Source organism: Buchnera aphidicola str. G002 (Myzus persicae) (assembly GCF_000521565.1).
Classification (GTDB): domain Bacteria; phylum Pseudomonadota; class Gammaproteobacteria; order Enterobacterales; family Enterobacteriaceae; genus Buchnera; species Buchnera aphidicola_C.
In genome coordinates, this window is the sequence record NZ_CP002701.1 from 167,950 (window position 1) to 186,933 (window position 18,984).

Genomic DNA, 18,984 nt, shown 5'->3' on the forward strand with positions numbered 1-18,984 from the left:
TATTTCGAGAAATTTCTATAAAATTCATATTAACTAATGAAGAAATTAGTGAAATCGAGAATCAAAAAAAATATTATGAAAATTATCGAGCTATTTCTATAGAGGCATTAAAGATTGTTCAAAAAAAACGAGGATGGGTTTCTGATCAAGCTATTTATGCTATTGCTAAAATACTTAAAATCAATCCTAGTGAAGTTGAAGGAGTAGCTACTTTTTATAGTCAAATTTTTCGACAACCTGTCGGTCGTAACATTATTCGATATTGTGATAGTGTAGTTTGTTTTATAACAGGTTATCAAAACATAAAAATGACTTTAGAAAATTGTTTAAACATAAAAAAGGGAGAAACTACAAAAGATAATAAGTTTACTTTATTACCAGTTTGTTGTTTAGGAAATTGTGATAAAAGCCCAACTATTATGATTAATGAAGATACATATTCTTTTGTAACTAAAGAATCAATAAAAAATTTGCTGGAATCATATAAATGAAGACTATTGTACGTCTTGAAGAAACGCATCCCTTAACTTGGCGTTTGAGAGAAGATCAAAAAACAGTATATATTAAAGAATATTGTCAGAAAAACGGTTATTCAGCTTTAAAAAAAGTATTGAAAGAAACACTTCCACAAGACGTTATTAAAATAATAACAGAATCAGGATTAAAAGGAAGAGGAGGTGCAGGATTTTCTACTGGGTTAAAATGGAGTCTGATGCCTCAAAAAAAAAATTATGAAGAAAATCGATATCTAATATGTAATGCAGATGAAATGGAACCAGGAACATATAAAGATAGGTTGTTACTAGAACAAATACCCCATCAATTAATTGAAGGTATAATAGTAGCAGCTTATTCTTTAAATGTTTCTCGTGGTTATATTTTTTTAAGAGGAGAATATGTTCAAGCGGAATATATTTTAATAAAATCTATTCAAGAAGCAATAGATTTTGGTTATATTGGTAATAACATTTTAGAAAGTGGTTTTAATTTTGAATTAATTTTACATACTGGTGCTGGTCGATATATTTGCGGAGAAGAAACAGCTTTACTTAATTCTTTAGAAGGTCGTCGAGCTAATCCTAGATCTAAACCGCCATTTCCAGCAGTGTTTGGTTTATGGGGAAAACCAACATGTGTCAATAATGTTGAAACATTATCTAATGTTCCATCAATTATTTTACATGGTGTTCAGTGGTATAAAAGCTTATCTAAAAGTTTTGATGCTGGTACTAAATTGATGGGATTTTCAGGGAAAGTAAATAATCCAGGTGTTTGGGAGTTACCTTTTGGAATTACTGCTCGTGAAATATTAGAAGATTATGCCTGTGGAATGCAATCGGGATTATCTTTAAAAGCTTGGCAACCTGGCGGTGCTGGTACGGATTTTCTTACTGATATTCATTTAGATACACCAATGGACTTTTCTCATATTAAAGAGGCTGGTAGTCGTTTAGGCACTGCACTTGCTATGGCAGTTGATAATAAAATTAATATGGTATCTCTTGTATATAATTTAGAAAAGTTTTTTGCTCGTGAATCATGTGGTTTATGTACTCCATGTAGAGATGGGTTACCATGGATTGTAAAAATATTAAAAAGTTTAAAAGAAAATAAAGGACAAAAAGATGATATAAAAACTTTAGAACAATTATGTATTCATTTAAGTCCAGGAAAAACATTTTGTGCTCATGCGCCAGGAGCAATAGAACCGTTGCAAAGTGCAATAAAATATTTCCGTTATGAGTTTGAAGCTGGTATTTATACAAAACAAATAAATTTAAACAAAAAAATTATTGGAATTCAACCTAATCATATTAGTTAAAGATTTCAATTTTAATGTACATTTATCTAAATAAAAGTTTTCGGAATCAATCTATTATGGCTATCATTTATGTAGATAAAAAAATGTATGATGTTGATAAAGCAGATAACTTACTACAAGCCTGTTTATCAGTAGGTATTAATATTCCTTATTTTTGCTGGCATCCTCTATTAGGTAGTATAGGCGCATGTCGTCAATGTGCAGTAACTCAGTATAATAATTTTGAAGATCATCAAGGTCGATTAATTATGTCTTGTATGACTCCTGTGATCGATGGAGCTATAATTTCTGTTAATAATACTGAATCAGAAATTTTTCGTAGCGCAATGGTAGAATTATTATTAACTAATCATCCTCATGATTGTCCAGTATGTGAAGAAGGAGGTCATTGTCACTTACAAGATATGACTGTCATGATTAAACATAATACACGTCGTTATAGATTTAAAAAACGAACACACAAAAATCAATATTTAGGATCTTTTATTAAACATGAAATGAACCGTTGTATTTCATGTTATCGTTGTGTTAGATACTATAATGACTATGCAGACGGTAATGATTTTGGAGTTTATGGAGCTAATAATAATATTTATTTTGGTCGTATAGAAGATGGTATTTTAGAAAGTGAACATTCGGGTAATTTAATAGAAATATGCCCTACTGGTGTATTTACAGATAAAACTCATTCTAAAAGATATAATCGTAAATGGGATATGCAATATGCTCCTGGCATATGTAATAGTTGCAGTGTGGGTTGTAATATTAGTATTGGAGAACGCTATGGTGAAATACGTCGGATAGAAAATAGATATCATGAAAATATAAACCATTATTTAATTTGTGATCTTGGTCGTTTCGGGTACTCACAAAATAATTTAAAAACTCGTCCGAAACAGCCAATTTGTACCAATAATGAGAATAATGTAACGACATTAAATTTTAAAAAAGGAGTTGAACTTGGAGTAGATTTTTTTAAACGATATAAACGTGTAATTGGCATTGGTTCTACTAGATCAAGCATAGAGAATAATTTTGCTTTACAAGAACTAGTTGGAAAAGAAAATTTTTCTAATGGAATGCTCGAAAAAGAAAAAAATTGTACTAATTTAATTTTAAACGTTTTAAAAAATAATGATATATATGTTCCTTCTTTAAAAGAGATTGAAGATTATGATGTAATTTTAATATTAGGAGAAGACTTAACGCAAACGTCTCCTCGTGTATCTTTAGCTGTTCGTCAAGCAGTCAAAAAGAAAGCTCAAGATATTACAAATTTACATGGGATACCAAATTGGAATGTTTCTCCAATCAGAAATATTTCTGAAAATTATAAGAATTCTTTGTATATTATGAATACACATGAAACTCAATTGGATAATATTGCTGAATGGTGTTATTTTGGGTGTATCAATGATCAAGTGAATTTAGCATCTGCTATTGCTCATGAACTAGATCACAATTTACCTCAAGTTACGAACTTAGATGTTTCTTTAAAAAACAAGGTATCATTGATTGCTAATCGTTTAATTTCATCTAAAAAAACGTTAATTATTTCAGGTTCACATTCTTTTAGCACTGAAATAATATCAGCGTCTATAAATATAGCTAAAGCTATTAAGATGAATCTAATAAATCATCATATTGCCTTGACTTTATTAACACCTTCTTCAAATACTTTAGGTGCAGAATTAATTGGAGGTATGTCTATAGAGTCTGCATTAGAAGCATTCAAACAAAAAAAAGCAGATGCTATGATTTTTATGGAATACGATTTATATCGTTTCATATCTGAATATGATTGTAATCTTTTGTTTAAAAATAAAGAAAAAATAATGACTTTAGATCATCAGTATACTCAGACTTATAAAAAATCTGGATTAAATTTTCCTACAGCCAATTTTACAGAAAGTTCTGGTACGATAATAAACTTTGAAGGACGAGCACAGCGTTTTTTTCAAGTATATGATCCAAGTTTTTATGATAAAAATACCTGTATTTTTGATGGCTGGAAATGGTTGCATTTTATTAAAGCAAAAAATGAAAATGTAGAAATGTCTTGGTTTAATTTAGATGATGTAATTAATGCATATACTAAAAAATATTCTTTTTTTCAAGAAATAAAAAGAAAAGAACTAGATTCTAGTTTTCGTATTCATGGTCAAAAAATTGCTCGATCTCCTATACGATCTAGTGGTAGAACAGCTTTACGTGCTAATATAGATATTCATGAGCCTTCTCAGCCCAAAGATTTAAATACTATGTTTTCATTTTCTATGGAAGGATTTAATCAACCTCATCAATCTCTCTCTCATATTCCATTTGCTTGGTATCCTGGATGGAATTCACCTCAAGCATGGAATAAGTTTCAAAAAAAAATAGGAAAAAATTTGATATCGGGCGATTCTGGAGTTCATATTTTTAAAAATAATATCAAAACAACAGATGTTTATTATCATATTATTCCAAAAAATTTTATAAAAGAAAAATGCTGGTATATAATTCCTTATTATCATATTTTTGGTCATGAAGAATTAACTCAGTATTCATCTGTTATACAAGAAAATACTCCTTTAGAATACGCTTTAATTAGTTTATCAGATGGAATTCAATTAGGTTTAAAAAAAGATTCTATAGTTGAATTTCATTGCTTAAATAAAGATTATCGTTTGGGTATACGAGTATCTAAATTTTTAAATCAAAAACAGATAGGTTTACCTATAGGAAGAAAAGGATTTCCTATTTCACTTGTTGGTGAAAAAATTAAATATTTACAGGAATTTATTAAATGATTTTTTTAGAAAAAAGTATATATAAAATCTTTTTTTGTTTTTTTAAAGTTTTTTTTCTTTTGTTTTTAACAGTATTTTTTGCTGCGATTTTGAGTGTTGTAGAACGTAGATTATTAGGATTTTTTCAAAATAGACATGGACCGAACCGAGTTGGTTGGTTTGGAAGTTTACAATTATGTGCTGATATGATAAAAATTTTATTTAAAGAAGACTGGATTCCTCCATTTAGTAGGAAATTTATTTTTATTTTATCACCAGTTATTGCTTTTGTTTCTTTATTATGTGTTATACCAATTATTCCTTTTACGTCTAATTTTTTTATTATTGATCTCAACATAGGTATTTTATTTTTTTTAATGATGGCTAGTTTATCTGTTTATGCTGTATTGTTTGCAGGTTGGTCTAGTAATAATAAGTATTCATTATTAGGAGCAATGCGTGCTTGTGTTCAAACTTTAAGTTACGAGGTTTTTTTAGGTTTATCTTTAATGGGTGTGGTTGCACAATCAGGATCTTTTAAAATAATTGATATTGTAAATAGTCAAAAAGAAATTTGGAATATTATTCCACAATTTTTTGGTTTTTTAACTTTTTTTATAGCAGGTTTGGCAGTCTGTCACAGACATCCTTTTGATCAACCTGAATCTGAACAAGAATTAGCTGATGGTTATCATATTGAATATTCTGGTATGAAATTTGGTTTATTTTTTATTGGAGAATATATTTCTATTATTACCATTTCATTATTAATAGTGACAATTTTTTTTGGTGGTTGGTTAGGACCTTGGACTTCAAGTTTTCTTTGGTTATTTTTAAAAACAATTTTTTTTATTTTTATTTTTATTTTAATTAGAGCTTCTTTACCACGACCTAGATATGATCAAATCTTATCAATGGGATGGAAAGTATGTTTGCCTTTAACCTTGTTCAATCTGCTTGTAACAGCTTTTTTTATATTATTATAAATTTTATAAGAGATTTTTTTATTTATGATTTTAAAAAATATTATTGTCGGATTTTTGACTCAAATAAGAAGTATTTTGATGATTGGTGCAAATATTTTTTCAAAATCGGAAACCCAATCGTATCCAGAAGAAAGAGTAAATTTATCACCTCGTTATAGAGGACGAATTATATTAACACGCAATTTAGATGGAAACGAACGTTGTGTAGCCTGTAATTTATGTGCAGCAGTTTGTCCTGTAGACTGTATTTCTCTACAAAAATCCGAAAAAGTTGGTGGACGTTGGTATCCAGAGTTTTTTAGAATTAATTTTTCTCGTTGTATTTTTTGTGGTTTATGCGAGGAAGCATGTCCTACTGCTGCTATTCAATTAACTCCTGATTTTGAATTATCTGATTTTAAAAGAAAAGATTTAGTATATGAAAAAGAAGATTTATTAATTTCAGGTCCAGGAAAATATCCAGATTATAATTTTTATAATTTTACTGGTATAGCTATAGAAGGTAAGAAGATAGGCGAATTAGATATCGAATCTAAACCTGTAAATGTGAAGGATTTATTACCATAAGGAGATTTTTATGGAGTATGTTTTTTATATCTGTTCATTGGTTTCAATTATTTCTACTTTTTGCGCAATTATACAAAAAAACGCAATATACTCTCTTTTATATTTAATCATTTCTCTTTTATCAATATCAGGTGTTTTTTTTTCATTAGGTGCTTTTTTTGCGGGTGCTTTACAAGTTATTATTTACGCAGGTGCTATAATAGTATTATTTGTTTTTGTTATTATGATGCTCAATATAAGTGATAAAAAGGAGATAAAAGAAATAAAACATTTACGATCTTATTCTTGGATTGGAACTATTTCTTTATCTTTAGTATTATTTTTATCAATGACTTATGCAATATTTTGTTTGAAAAATAAAAAAATAGAAACATTATTAATTGATTCAAAAATAGTAGGGATTAGTTTATTTGGTCCTTATGTGTTATTAGTGGAATTATCTTCAATTCTTTTACTATCTGCTTTAGTTGTTGTTTTTCATATTGGCACAGAAAAAAAATCAAAACATAATTAATCATAACAATTAATATTTATAAGGATGATGATTGATGCTTTCTTTATTTCATGGTTTATTTTTATCATTAATATTATTTGTTCTAGGTTTAACGTCTTTAGTGATAAGACGCAATATATTATTTATATTGATTAGTTTGGAGATAATGATGAATGCTGTCGGTTTAGCATTAGTAGTAGTTGGTAGTTACTGGCAACAAGTAGATGGTCAAATAATGTATATATTTGCTATTACTTTAGCTGCATCAGAAGCAAGTATTGCTTTAGCATTAGTACTACAACTTTATCGACGTTGGAAAACATTAAACATTGATATTTTAAGTGAGATGCATGGATGAATATTATTTTTTTTATAGTTTTGTTCCCACTCATCGGATTTTTGTTTTTATCCTCTACACAAGGTTTAATCTCTACAAGAAAATCTTCAAATATAGGTATTTTATCAATATTTATATCATTTTTAATCACTTTTTTTTATATTATAAGTTTTAGAAACAATACTGATCAAGTTTATATTCAAAAATTATGGTCATGGATATGCGTTCAAGGTTTTAAAATTGATTTTTCTTTTCTTTTAGATGGCTTATCTTTAAGTATGTTATCTGTAATTACAGGTGTAGGATTACTAATACATATTTTTTCTTCTTGGTATATGAAAAAAAAAGAAGGTTCTGCTCGATTTTTTGCATATACTAATTTATTTATAGCAAGTATGTCTATTTTAGTATTAGCAGATAATTTTTTATTTATGTTTTTGGGATGGGAAGCAGTTAGCGTATGTTCTTATTTACTTATAGGTTTTTATTATACCGAATCTAATAATAACTATTGTGCTATGAAAGCTTTTATTTTAACTAGAGTTTCTGATATTTTTTTAATGATTGGAATATTTTTGTTGTATAAAGAATATAGTACTTTAAATTTTCAAGAAATTAAATTTCTATCAACTTTTTTAAATATAGAAAATTATTATCATTTAAATTTTATTACATTTTGTTTATTGATAGGTGTGTTAGCAAAATCAGCACAGTTGCCGTTACAAACTTGGTTATCTGACGCCATGGTTGGTCCTACTCCTGTTTCAGCTTTAATACATGCTGCTACTATGGTTACAGCTGGTATTTATTTAATAGCAAGAACGCATTTTTTATTTTTATTAACCCCAGATATATTATATCTGATAAGTTTTATTGGTACGTTAACAATATTAATTTCTAGTATTTCTGCTTTAGTCCAGACTGACATAAAACGTATTTTAGCTTATTCTACTATGAGTCAGATAGGATATATGTTTTTAGCATTAGGAGTTCAGGCGTGGAGTGCAGCAATTATGCATTTAATTATACATGCAATTTTTAAGGCATTGTTATTTTTATCTGCTGGTTCATTAATTATATCATGTAAAAATCAAAAAAATATATTTAAAATGGGTGGTTTGCGCAAAAAACTACCGTTTTTATATATTAATTTTATAGTTGGAGGTGCATCTTTAATTTCTTTTCCTTTAGTGACAGCTGGTTTTTATAGTAAAGGAAATATTTTGTTCAGTGTGTTACAAAGTGGTCATATTAATTTATTTCTAATTGCTTTATTTTGTTCTTTTTTAACATCTATTTATACATTTAGAATGATTTTTGTTGTTTTCCATGGAAAAGGACAAATTCAAACAGAAACTCATTCTCAAGGTTTAGAACATAGTCTACCATTATTAATTCTCTTGTTTTTTTCTACATTTTTTGGTTCATACATTATTCCACCATTATCACATGTATTTCCTGTATCTAATTTATTAATAGAGAAAAAATTTTTATTTGAAATTATATGCAGCATATTATCTATTTCTGGAATATATATTTCTTATTATATTTGGATTTATAATAGATCTTATATTAACAAACTTTTTCATTTTAATTTTGCAAAATCTCTCTATTATTTTTTTTTAAAAGGCTGGGGTTTTGATTATTTTTATAATATATATTTTGTAAAATTTTATTTATATATATCTCATATGTTATCTTTTGATCCATTTAATAAAATAATGTATCTTTTTATAAAGATAACTAAAATGTTTAATTTTTATTTGTTAAAAACTAGTAATGGTTATATTAGATGGTATATAGCTTCAATAATATTAGGAATTAATTTAATTTTCATATTAATTTTATTTTATTAGTTTATTTTAAAATTAATTGTTTCATAAAAAATAACATTGATTAAATAGTCATAGTGAATAATAGGAATATACGTGTAATGTTACTTTCTTTATTAATTATAATTCCATTTTTTAGTAGTTTTATTTCTTTTTTTTCTTATAAATTTAATAAAAATATTCCTAAGTGGAGTGCATTATTAGGAATAATATTAACTTTATTAGTTAGTATTAAATTATTGCTGAAAAAAAATTATTATATTTTTCAACATGAACATTATCCTAATTGGGATGATCAATTAATTATACCTTGGATATCAAGATTTGGTATTTCATTTAACATTGCTATCGATGGCTTGTCTATTGTTATGATTATTTTTGCATCTTTGTTATCTACTATAGCATTAGCATGTTCATGGAATGAAATTAAAATAAAAGAAGGGTTTTTTTATTTTAATTTTATGTTAGTTTTTAGTGGAATTATTGGTGCTTTTATTTCTTGTGATCTTTTTTTATTTTTATTTTTTTGGGAAATAATGTTGATTCCTATGTATTTTTTAATTGCATTATGGAGTAACCAAAATGAAAAAGAAAATAGTTATTTAGCTGCTAATAAGTTTTTTATATATGGACAAATTTCTGGTTTAATTTTACTGTCATCGATTTTATTATTAGTTTTTAATCATTATCAAGTTACTAATATACTGACTTTTGATTATAATTTATTGATTACTTCATCAGTAAATAAATATATAGAATATACTGTAATGTTAGGGTTTTTTTTATCTTTTGCTATAAAAATGCCCATTGTACCATTTCATGGTTGGTTGCCAGATGTACATGTTCAATCTGCATCTTGTGGTGCAGTAGAGATTATAGGAGTTTTATTAAAAACCGCTCCTTATGCACTTTTAAGATATAATTTAATTTTATTCCCCCATTCAACAGAAGATTTTGTTCCAATTGCAATGTTTTTAGGATTAATAAGTATGTTTTATGGAGCTTTTGTTGCATTTTCTCAAAAAAATATTAAACGTTTAATTGCTTATTCTTCAATTTCTCATATGGGATTAATTTTAATTGGTATTTATAGCAATAGTGAAATAGCACTTCAAGGTGTATTGATTCAAATGTTATCTAATAGTTTATCTACGGCTGCTTTATGTGTATTATCGGGTCAATTATATAAGCGCTTGAAAACTCAAGATATGTCTCAAATGGGAGGATTATGGTCGTATATTTATTGGATTCCAGGTTTTACTTTGTTTTTTTCTCTTGCCAATTTAGGAATACCTGGAACAGGTAATTTTATTGGTGAATTTTTAATTTTATCTGGTATATTTCAGTTTTTTCCATTTATATGTATATTAGCTACAACAGGTATTGTTTTTTCTTCTATTTACTCGTTAAATATGATACAAAAAATTTTTTATGGTTCGTCTAAAAAAAATTTTCCAATGTTTTTTTTAAAAAAACAGGAGTTATGGATCGTAATAGTATTAATTTTTATGTTAATTTTTTTAGGTATAAATCCGCAAAAAATTATAGATACTTCGTACAATTCTATACATAATATTCAGAAAGAATTTAATCATTCTATTTTAAAGATAAGGTTGTGATAGGTAATGATAAAAAATTTACAACAATTCATAGCACTGTTGCCTTTTCTAATTATACTAGTTACTTTAGTAACAGTAATATTATCTATTTCTTATAATAGAAATCATTTTTTTGTTTCAGGATTGAGTATATTAGGTTTTATTTCTGCATTATTTTCATTGTATTTTTTAACTACAGTAATTCCAATAGATATCACTGGTTTATTACATGTGGATGGTTATTCTATTTTTTATATTGGCATGATTCTTATTGCTAGTATTAGTACCTGTATTTTTGCATATCCATGTTTACTGAAATATGAATTTAATAAAGAAGAATTTTACCTATTAATATTAATGTCTACTTTGGGAGCTGTATTATTAGTTATCTCTAATCATATAGCATCATTTTTTATTAATATTGAACTAATGTCTTTACCTGTATTTGGTTTGATTGGTTATTTTAGTTATAAGAAAAAGTCTTTAGAAGCTTTATTTAAATATCTTATTTTGTCTGGTGTTGCATCGAGTTTTTTACTAATGGGTATCGCATGGGTGTATTCTATTTCTGGTAGTTTAAGTTTTATATCTGTAAATAGAATTTTTAATGTAGTATCTTTAAATGAAAAATTAATAGTATTATTTGGTATAAGCATGATATTTTTGTCCTTATTTTTTAAATTATCTGTAGTACCATTTCATTTATGGACTCCTGATATCTATCAAGGAACTTCAGCATTAGTATTATCGTTTTTTTCTACAGTTGGGAAAATCTCTATTTTTTGTTTATTGTTAAACATATCATCAGATATCATTATTTCAAATAATAGAACACTATATTTTATAATATCATTAGTTACTTTTTTTTCTATGATATTAGGTAATTTAATGGCTCTTTTTCAAGAAAATTTAAAAAGATTTTTAGGATATACATCTATATCACAAATAGGATATCTTTTTGTAGTATTACTTACATCAGAGAATAACTACATATTTTCTTTAGAAGCTAATAGTATATATTTATTTAGTTATTTATTTAGTAATATAGCATTCTTTGGTATCATGAATTTAATTGCTAATGCTTGTGAAAATAATAATGGAAATTTAATATCTTCATATCAAGGATTATTTTGGTCACAGCCTATTTTATCGAGTATATTAACTCTTGTTTTACTCTCTTTGGCAGGAATCCCAATGACTTTGGGATTTATCAGTAAGTTTTATATATTATCTATTATTATACAAGAACATTTATGGATCTTATGTTTTGGATTTTTAATAGCAACTTTATTAGGTTTTTACTGCTATTTAAGAATTATTATTAATTTGTATTTAACTCCATCATTACCATTACAACACAATTTTAAAATATCAAATTATTGGGTTTACACTCCTTCTGGAATATTAATATTATTTTCAGCAATAATTCTATTATTTTTAGGTTTATATCCGAATCCTTTGATTAGTTTAGTAAAAGTACCTGAATTATTTAAATATTAAAAATATTTTTTCATACAATAGGATCAATATTAGTGATTTATATTTCTTCTATGACATTACTTTGGAGCATTTTTTTTTTCTTTATTTTAATTATATTCATAATAGATCATTATATCTATAATCACAAAAAAATAGAGAGAAAAAATTTAAAACATTCTTATTTTTATTATTTTCATTGGTTTTTTTTATCTTTATTTTTTTCTGTCATATTTTGGTTTTTAACTTATCAAAATAAAGGTAGTACGATTGCCAATGAAAATATTGCATTGTTTTTTACAGGATATTTATTAGAAATATTACTTTCAATTGATAATGTTTTTGGATGGTTTCTTATTTTTAAATCTTTAAAGATACCAAAAATTTTTCAAAGAAAAATTTTATTGTATGGTGTATGGGGTGCGTTAATATTGCGTTCTATTTTAATTTTTTATGGAGAAATTTTATTTTCAAAATATAATTGGTTTTTGTACTTATTTGGTATATTTTTTGTATTTGCTAGTGCAAAGGTTATTTTTTTCAAAAATGAAGATTCTTCAAAAGAAAAAAAAAATCGAATGTTTTTTTTCTATAAAATTTTTAGAGTTTCAAAAGAAATTAATAGTAAAAAATTTTTTTTTATTATCAAAAAAAATAAGCTTTTTATAACCCCTTTATTCTTATCTTTAATTGTAATAGAACTAAGTGATATTGTGTTTGCAATAGATAGTATTCCTGCCATTTTTTCTATTACTAATAATTTTTTTATTATACTGACTTCAAACATTTTTTCAGTACTCGGTTTAAGATCAATGTATTTTTTTATATCGATAATAATAGATAAGAATCCCGAAATCGAATATGGATTGTCATTTGTATTAATGTTTATTGGATTTAAAATATTATTTTCAAAATTTTTTGTTATATCAACATTTATTACATTATTAACAATATCAATAATATTAATTATTACATTTTTAATTAATAGAATTTTATATTTTAAAAAATATTAAATTATACATCTTTTAATAAAATATTTCTATTTTCAGTTTTATTTAATATGTATATAGAATAAAATTTTTTATATATAAAAAAATTAATATTATTTTCTATAAAATAATAACATGAATAATATACTTAATAAAAATAATTCTTTATCTATATGGTTAAAATATTTAGAAAAATTAGATAAAAAAATAATATTAGATCTTAACGAATTAAAATCTATTGCAAAAAAATTAGATTTATTAACTTTTAGAGCATTTATCTTTACTGTTGCAGGTACTAATGGTAAAGGTACAACATGTGCAATGTTGGAAAAGTTACTTTTAAATTCAGGTTATCAAGTAGGATTATATACTTCTCCTCATCTTATTAGTTATTTAGAACGTGTTCGTATTAACGGTAGTGTTCTTACTTCAGAAGAACATATTAATTCTTTTCAGGAGATAGAAATAGCAAGGAATTCAACTTTATTAAGTTATTTTGAATTTATTACACTTTCAGCGTTACTTTTATTTAAAAGATATTCATTAGATGTTATAATATTAGAAGTTGGTTTAGGTGGTCGTCTAGATGCTACTAATATTATAGATTCTAATTTATCTATAATTACTAATATAGAAATAGACCATAGTGTTTTATTAGGACATACTCGTTCAAGTATCGCTCGTGAAAAATCTGGTATTTTTAGAAAAAATAAAATATCTGTTATTGGAGAAATAAATATTCCAAGTACTATAGATCAAGAAGCTCAAGTAAAAAAAACTATATTAAAAAAAAATAATAGAGATTGGTTTTTGGAAAAATATGATCATTATTGGAATTTTATTCATGAAGATATTAAATTATATGGTTTACCTAATACTCAGATACCAATTTCTAATACAGCTCTTGCATTAGCTGCGTTATATTATTCAGATTTTAAAATAAGTGAAAAAGTTATAAGAACAACAATTCCCTTTGTGCGATTACCAGGAAGATTTCAAATTATTTCTGTTTGTCCTCATATTATTATTGATGTAGCTCATAATCTACATTCAGCTTTATATTTATTTAATAAAATAGATAGTATGAATATAAAAGGTAAAATATATGCAATAGTAGGTATGTTAGAGGATAAAGATATCAATGGAATTGTTAATCCATTTAAAAGAAAAATTCACTATTGGTATGCTGCACCTTTAAAAACGTCACGTACTGCTACTATAAAACAATTAAAAAAATCTTTACCGTCTCATAATACAAAAATATTAAGCAGTATACATGAAACTTATAAAAAAGTACTTTTGTTAGTAAAAAAACAAGATGCTATTTTAGTTTTTGGTTCATTTTTTACTGTATCAGAATTTATTAAAGCAAAAAAATTAGAAGACAATATAAATATATTTAAAAATGCAATTTCGGAAAAATAATGTTTTTAATAGATTATGTTATTATTTTTATTATCTTTGTTTCAGTATTCTTTGGTTTATTCCGTGGTTTTTTTAAAGAAATAATATCTTCTTTTTTTTGGTTTTTTAATTTTTATTTTTTTAATAAATATTATTATTTTAATTCTTTTTATATAGACGCTTTGCAAAATATTTTTTTAAAAAATAAAATTTCAATATTAGTTATATTTTTTTTTTATAAAAAAATATTAAATTATATTTCAAAAAAAATTATAAAAAAAATGAATTTTTCTTTTTTTAATATTGTTTTAGGCGGTTTTTTTGGAATATTTCGTAGTATGATAATCATATTTTTACTGCTTTTTATTTTTAAATACTTTAGCAATATCGGCTATAATAATTATATAAAAAGTTCTATTGTAATGTCTGTTTTTTTTAAAATTACAAATTATTTTTTTATTTATTTTTGATTTTTTCAAAAAAACTAAGCACATTTTTAGTGTTAGTATATCTAAAATGATAGTGTGCTTAGAATTATATAAATTAAATTATTATAGAAAATATTTTAATGTTCAAACATAGCTGAAATAGATTCTTCATTACTAATTCTTCTAATTGCTTCTGCTAACATACCTGATAAGGTTAGTGTTCGTACATTTGGTAATGATTCAATATTTTCTGATAATGGGATTGTATCACATACAACAACTTCATCAATCATAGAATTTTTTAAATTTATAGAAGCATTTCCAGAAAAAATAGGATGTGTCGCATATGCGAAAACTCTTTTTGCTCCTCTTTCTTTTAAAGCTTCTGCAGCTTTGCAAAGAGTACCCCCTGTATCTATCATATCATCTACTAAAATACAATCACGATTTGCTACATCACCAATAATATGCATAATCTGAGATACATTGGCACGAGGTCTTCTTTTATCAATAATTGCCATATCTGTATCATAAAGTAGTTTAGCGATAGCTCTAGCTCTTACTACCCCGCCAATATCAGGAGAAACAACAATTGGATTTTTTAGTTCTCGTTGTAACATATCTTCTAAAAGAATTAAACTTCCAAAAACATTATCGACAGGAACATCAAAAAAACCTTGTATTTGTTCTGCATGGAGATCTACTGTAAGTACTCGATCTACTCCGATACTAGATAAAAAATCTGCCACTACTTTTGCTGTTATAGGAACTCTAGCTGATCTTACACGACGATCTTGACGAGCGTATCCAAAATAAGGTATTACTGCAGTGATTCTACCAGCAGAAGCTCGTCTTAAAGCGTCTACCATGACAACTAATTCCATTATGTTATCATTAGTAGGTGAGCAAGTTGATTGAATAATAAAAACATCACCACCTCTAACATTTTCATTTATTTGGACACTAATTTCACCATCACTAAATCGTCCTACAGTAGCATTTCCTAGACTAATATATAATCTATTCGCAATTAATTTAGCTAGTTTTGGAATAGAATTTCCGGCAAAAAGTTTCATGTCAGGCATAAAAAACCTTATTTTTTTTATTTTATCTTTTCAATCAATAGTATTTTTTATTATAATATCGATAAAAAATTTATATAAAAATATATTTTAAATTAAGAAAATATATATTTTTTTTTATTAAGCATATTATGTAATGGTGAAATATTAACACTTTTCGCTATAAACGATTTCATATTTTTTGGTATTAAAGAAAGAATTTTTTTTGCAGATTCTTTATCATTAAATTCTGAAAAAACACAAGATCCTGTACCAGTCATACGTGAGGGTGCATATAAAGATAACATTGAAAGTAATTTTTTTATTTTAATAAATTTTTTTTTTACGATATTTTCAAAATCATTACTAAAAGGTAAATTTAATAATAATTTAATAGATTTTTTTGGAGTACTATGAGTTAAAAAAGGACTAGAAAACATATTTTTTGTTAATATTTGTATGCTAGGATATACTACTAAATACCATTTTTTTATTCGTTTAATTGGATATAATATATCTCCTATTCCTTGAATAACAGCGGTATTTCCTATAATGAAACCGGGTACATCTGTTCCTATTTTTAAACTAAATGTAGATAATTCTTGTAATGTAAATTTTGTGTTCCATAATTTATTTAATACAATCAAAGTTGTCGCAGCATTAGAAGAAGCTCCTCCTAATCCACTTCCAATAGGTATATTTTTTTTTAAAAATATTTTTGCCCCAAAATTAGTAGTATCTCTTTTATGATATAGCAATGCTTTTTCTTTTAATAACTGTGCCGCATTCAGAATGCTATTTTTTTTGTTTAAAAGAGTTTTTTTTTCAGTAAACAAACTAATATTACCAGTTTTATTTGGAATTATTTTTAATGTATCTCCATAGTTAAGAAATTGAAATAAAGTTTGTATGTTATGATATCCGTCAAAACGTTTGCCAGTTACATATAAAAATAGATTAATTTTTGCAGGAGATGGCCATGTATGCAATATTTTAAATTTCATTTATTAATTCACAAAGCATTTTTTGATATTAGTTTGATTAAAATTACAATGAAAACATTAAAAATGATATAATTATTGTAATATAAATATTATTAATATTACAGTTTTTAAAATTAAAAAAATATTTTTTTTATATATTCTATAATTTACTTATTAAATTTAATTCTATTAATTAAAAATTATTTTTGAAAAGATACTAGTTGTAGATGGAAAAATTTTATGAATAATTCTATTTTTAATAAATTACAATCTTTACGAAATCGGTATCAAGAAATTGAAATTTTGCTGACTCAAAAAAACATTTTTTCAAATCGAGAACAATTAAAAATTTTATCTCAAGAATATTTAAAACTTTCTGATATTATGAAATATTTTATAAAATGGGAAGAATTAGAAATTGATATAAAAAATATTCGTTCTTTATTCCAAGATGTAGAAATGCAGGATATAGCACAAGAAGAATTATGTTTATTTAATAAAAAAAAGAAAAAATTAGAAGAAAAGATTTATCAATTATTACTACCTGAAGATCCTAATGATAAAAATAGTTGCTTTATTGAAATAAGATCTGCAACAGGAGGAGACGAATCTTGTATTTTTGCCGGTGAACTATTTAGAATGTATACAAGATATTCTGAATCTTATTCATGGAAAGTAGAAGTAATGCATACCAGTGAAGGTGAAAAAGGAGGATTTAAAGAAATAATAGCAAAAATTACAGGTAAAGGTGTTTGTGGTCGTTTAAAATTTGAATCTGGTGGGCATCGTGTGCAAAGAGTTCCAGAAACAGAATCACAAGGACGAATTCATACATCTACTTGTACTGTTGCTATTATGCCTGTAACTCCAAAAACCGAAAAAGAAGAAATTAATTTATCTGATTTAAAAATTGATACTTTTCGTTCTTCTGGTGCTGGAGGACAACATGTTAATACTACTGATTCTGCTATTCGAATTACTCATGTTCCTACTGGACATGTAGTTGAATGTCAAGATGAGAGATCACAACATAAAAATAAAGCAAAAGCTTTATCTATTTTATCGGCTCGTGTTTATTCTGCTAAGTTAGAAAAAGATCATGAAAAAAATGCTTCCATGAGACGACTTTTATTAGGAAGTGGTGAACGTTCAGATAGAAATAGAACATATAATTTTGCCCAGAATAGAATTACAGATCATAGAATTCATCTAACTATATATAAACTAGATGAAGTATTACAAGGAAAGTTAGATTTATTAATTGAACCAATAATTAGAGAATATCAAGCAGATATGCTTTCTTCTTTATCTAAATCAGAATAATGAATATTTTAAATTGGTTAAACAAAGCTATTAAAAAATTATCTAATGTTGATAACCCTAGATATGAAGCTGAATTTTTTTTAAGTTATGTTTCACAATATGATCGTACTTTTATTATAACTTCTGATAATATTCAATTAAGTAAAAAACAGTATCAATATTTAAATTATTTAATTTATCGTAGATCTTTAGGAGAACCTATAGCTTATATAATAAGAGAAAAAGAATTTTGGTCTTTGTCTTTACGTGTTTCATATGATACTCTTATTCCAAGACCTGATACAGAAATTTTAGTAGAACAAGCAGTATATAAAATTAAAAATAAGTCTAATGCTAAAATTCTTGATTTAGGAACTGGATGTGGAGCTATTGCTTTAGCTCTAGCAAGTGTTTATTCTGATTCTATTGTGATTGGTATCGATAAATCAAAAAAAGCTCTCAAAATTGCTGAAATGAATGCTCTTAAATTAAACATAAAAAATGTTTTCTTTTTTTTTAGTAATTGGTTTTCGCATATAAATAAAAAATTTGATATTATCGTTAGTAATCCACCATATGTTAGTAAAAAAGAAATTAAATTGCTTTCACAAGATATTTTTTTTGAACCATTTGATGCTTTACTATCAGATAACAATGGATTATCAGATATTGAAAATATTATAAAACAAGCAAAACATTACCTATTTGTTAAAGGTTGGTTATTAATAGAGCATGGATGGAAACAAAAAACAAAAGTACAGCGTTTATTTAAAAAATATGATTTCTGTGAAATACAATCTTATCAAGATTATGGAGGTAATGATCGTGTGACAATCGGTAAAAATATTGAATAAAAACTACTTTGTTAAAAAAATTTTAAAAAATTTGTTGTATGAAAAACAATAAAACAATAAAACAAGGTTATATATTAATAT

The 18,984-nt window shown here is 25.4% G+C and carries 17 protein-coding genes; 15 read left to right on the forward strand and 2 right to left on the reverse strand.

Features of this window, described 5'->3' with window-relative positions:
• Window positions 1–11: 11 nt before the first annotated feature.
• From nuoE to BUMPG002_RS03185, 13 genes are all read left to right on the forward strand, one after another.
• Window positions 12–491 (forward strand): NADH-quinone oxidoreductase subunit NuoE, encoded by a 480-nt coding sequence (nuoE, locus tag BUMPG002_RS00790; RefSeq protein WP_044006127.1) that lies wholly within the window; start codon window positions 12–14, stop codon window positions 489–491.
• Window positions 488–1,822, forward strand: a complete 1,335-nt coding sequence (gene nuoF / locus BUMPG002_RS00795; RefSeq protein ID WP_025368803.1) for an NADH-quinone oxidoreductase subunit NuoF — start codon at window positions 488–490, stop codon at window positions 1,820–1,822. The genes nuoE and nuoF overlap by 4 nt, the downstream gene beginning before the upstream one ends.
• 56 nt (window positions 1,823–1,878) lie before the next feature.
• Window positions 1,879–4,614, forward strand: a complete 2,736-nt coding sequence (gene nuoG, locus BUMPG002_RS00800) for an NADH-quinone oxidoreductase subunit NuoG (protein WP_025368804.1) — start codon at window positions 1,879–1,881, stop codon at window positions 4,612–4,614.
• Window positions 4,611–5,579: an NADH-quinone oxidoreductase subunit NuoH gene (gene nuoH, locus BUMPG002_RS00805; protein WP_025368805.1), complete on the forward strand. Its 969-nt coding sequence runs from the start codon at window positions 4,611–4,613 to the stop codon at window positions 5,577–5,579. The genes nuoG and nuoH overlap by 4 nt, the downstream gene beginning before the upstream one ends.
• 24 nt (window positions 5,580–5,603) lie before the next feature.
• Window positions 5,604–6,146 carry an NADH-quinone oxidoreductase subunit NuoI gene (nuoI, locus tag BUMPG002_RS00810; protein ID WP_025368806.1) on the forward strand — a complete coding sequence of 181 codons (543 nt, stop codon included), beginning with the start codon at window positions 5,604–5,606 and terminating at the stop codon, window positions 6,144–6,146.
• A gap of 10 nt (window positions 6,147–6,156) precedes the next feature.
• Window positions 6,157–6,660, forward strand: a complete 504-nt coding sequence (nuoJ, locus tag BUMPG002_RS00815) for an NADH-quinone oxidoreductase subunit J (RefSeq protein WP_025368807.1) — start codon at window positions 6,157–6,159, stop codon at window positions 6,658–6,660.
• 34 nt (window positions 6,661–6,694) lie between these two features.
• Window positions 6,695–6,997, forward strand: a complete 303-nt coding sequence (nuoK, locus tag BUMPG002_RS00820) for an NADH-quinone oxidoreductase subunit NuoK (RefSeq protein ID WP_025368808.1) — start codon at window positions 6,695–6,697, stop codon at window positions 6,995–6,997.
• A complete protein-coding gene (gene nuoL / locus BUMPG002_RS00825; RefSeq protein ID WP_025368809.1) occupies window positions 6,994–8,832 on the forward strand; it encodes an NADH-quinone oxidoreductase subunit L in 1,839 nt (612 codons plus the stop codon). Before nuoK ends, nuoL begins: the two co-directional genes overlap by 4 nt.
• Window positions 8,833–8,909: 77 nt before the next feature.
• Window positions 8,910–10,427, forward strand: coding sequence for an NADH-quinone oxidoreductase subunit M (gene nuoM / locus BUMPG002_RS00830; RefSeq protein WP_025368810.1), 1,518 nt, complete (start codon window positions 8,910–8,912; stop codon window positions 10,425–10,427).
• Between the two features lie 6 nt (window positions 10,428–10,433).
• Window positions 10,434–11,906 carry an NADH-quinone oxidoreductase subunit N gene (locus tag BUMPG002_RS00835; RefSeq protein WP_025368811.1) on the forward strand — a complete coding sequence of 491 codons (1,473 nt, stop codon included), beginning with the start codon at window positions 10,434–10,436 and terminating at the stop codon, window positions 11,904–11,906.
• A gap of 32 nt (window positions 11,907–11,938) precedes the next feature.
• On the forward strand, window positions 11,939–12,895 hold the full coding sequence (locus BUMPG002_RS00840) for a TerC/Alx family metal homeostasis membrane protein (RefSeq protein WP_025368812.1): 957 nt from the start codon (window positions 11,939–11,941) through the stop codon (window positions 12,893–12,895).
• 111 nt (window positions 12,896–13,006) lie between these two features.
• A complete protein-coding gene (gene folC, locus BUMPG002_RS00845; protein WP_025368813.1) occupies window positions 13,007–14,296 on the forward strand; it encodes a bifunctional tetrahydrofolate synthase/dihydrofolate synthase in 1,290 nt (429 codons plus the stop codon).
• Window positions 14,296–14,745, forward strand: a complete 450-nt coding sequence (locus BUMPG002_RS03185; protein ID WP_025368814.1) for a CvpA family protein — start codon at window positions 14,296–14,298, stop codon at window positions 14,743–14,745. Before folC ends, BUMPG002_RS03185 begins: the two co-directional genes overlap by 1 nt.
• 95 nt (window positions 14,746–14,840) lie before the next feature.
• Here the strand turns inward: BUMPG002_RS03185 and BUMPG002_RS00855 are convergent, their stop codons facing one another.
• Complete coding sequence (locus tag BUMPG002_RS00855; RefSeq protein WP_143269452.1) at window positions 14,841–15,788, reverse strand: ribose-phosphate pyrophosphokinase; 948 nt, start codon at window positions 15,786–15,788, stop codon at window positions 14,841–14,843.
• Window positions 15,789–15,880: 92 nt separating this feature from the next.
• Window positions 15,881–16,768 (reverse strand): 4-(cytidine 5'-diphospho)-2-C-methyl-D-erythritol kinase, encoded by an 888-nt coding sequence (ispE, locus tag BUMPG002_RS00860; RefSeq protein WP_044006128.1) that lies wholly within the window; start codon window positions 16,766–16,768, stop codon window positions 15,881–15,883.
• Window positions 16,769–16,987: 219 nt separating this feature from the next.
• On the opposite strand from ispE, the gene prfA reads away from it, so the two are divergent.
• Together prfA and prmC are read left to right on the forward strand one after the other, a co-directional pair.
• Entirely contained in the window at window positions 16,988–18,070 is a 1,083-nt protein-coding gene (gene prfA, locus BUMPG002_RS00865; RefSeq protein ID WP_025368817.1) for a peptide chain release factor 1, read from the forward strand.
• Complete coding sequence (prmC, locus tag BUMPG002_RS00870; RefSeq protein ID WP_025368818.1) at window positions 18,070–18,903, forward strand: peptide chain release factor N(5)-glutamine methyltransferase; 834 nt, start codon at window positions 18,070–18,072, stop codon at window positions 18,901–18,903. Before prfA ends, prmC begins: the two co-directional genes overlap by 1 nt.
• The last annotated feature ends 81 nt before the right edge of the window (window positions 18,904–18,984 follow it).

Bases quoted from the DNA above. Each gene is read 5' to 3' on its own strand.
- nuoL (WP_025368809.1), top strand. From the start codon at position 6,994: ATGAATATTATTTTTTTTATAGTTTTGTTCCCACTCATCGGATTTTTG.
- ispE (WP_044006128.1), bottom strand. From the start codon at position 16,768: ATGAAATTTAAAATATTGCATACATGGCCATCTCCTGCAAAAATTAAT.
- nuoJ (WP_025368807.1), top strand. From the start codon at position 6,157: ATGGAGTATGTTTTTTATATCTGTTCATTGGTTTCAATTATTTCTACT.
- nuoK (WP_025368808.1), top strand. From the start codon at position 6,695: ATGCTTTCTTTATTTCATGGTTTATTTTTATCATTAATATTATTTGTT.
- prmC (WP_025368818.1), top strand. From the start codon at position 18,070: ATGAATATTTTAAATTGGTTAAACAAAGCTATTAAAAAATTATCTAAT.
- nuoM (WP_025368810.1), top strand. From the start codon at position 8,910: ATGTTACTTTCTTTATTAATTATAATTCCATTTTTTAGTAGTTTTATT.
- nuoF (WP_025368803.1), top strand. From the start codon at position 488: ATGAAGACTATTGTACGTCTTGAAGAAACGCATCCCTTAACTTGGCGT.
- prfA (WP_025368817.1), top strand. From the start codon at position 16,988: ATGAATAATTCTATTTTTAATAAATTACAATCTTTACGAAATCGGTAT.
- nuoG (WP_025368804.1), top strand. From the start codon at position 1,879: ATGGCTATCATTTATGTAGATAAAAAAATGTATGATGTTGATAAAGCA.
- BUMPG002_RS00835 (WP_025368811.1), top strand. From the start codon at position 10,434: ATGATAAAAAATTTACAACAATTCATAGCACTGTTGCCTTTTCTAATT.
- BUMPG002_RS00855 (WP_143269452.1), bottom strand. From the start codon at position 15,788: ATGCCTGACATGAAACTTTTTGCCGGAAATTCTATTCCAAAACTAGCT.
- nuoH (WP_025368805.1), top strand. From the start codon at position 4,611: ATGATTTTTTTAGAAAAAAGTATATATAAAATCTTTTTTTGTTTTTTT.
- BUMPG002_RS03185 (WP_025368814.1), top strand. From the start codon at position 14,296: ATGTTTTTAATAGATTATGTTATTATTTTTATTATCTTTGTTTCAGTA.
- folC (WP_025368813.1), top strand. From the start codon at position 13,007: ATGAATAATATACTTAATAAAAATAATTCTTTATCTATATGGTTAAAA.
- nuoI (WP_025368806.1), top strand. From the start codon at position 5,604: ATGATTTTAAAAAATATTATTGTCGGATTTTTGACTCAAATAAGAAGT.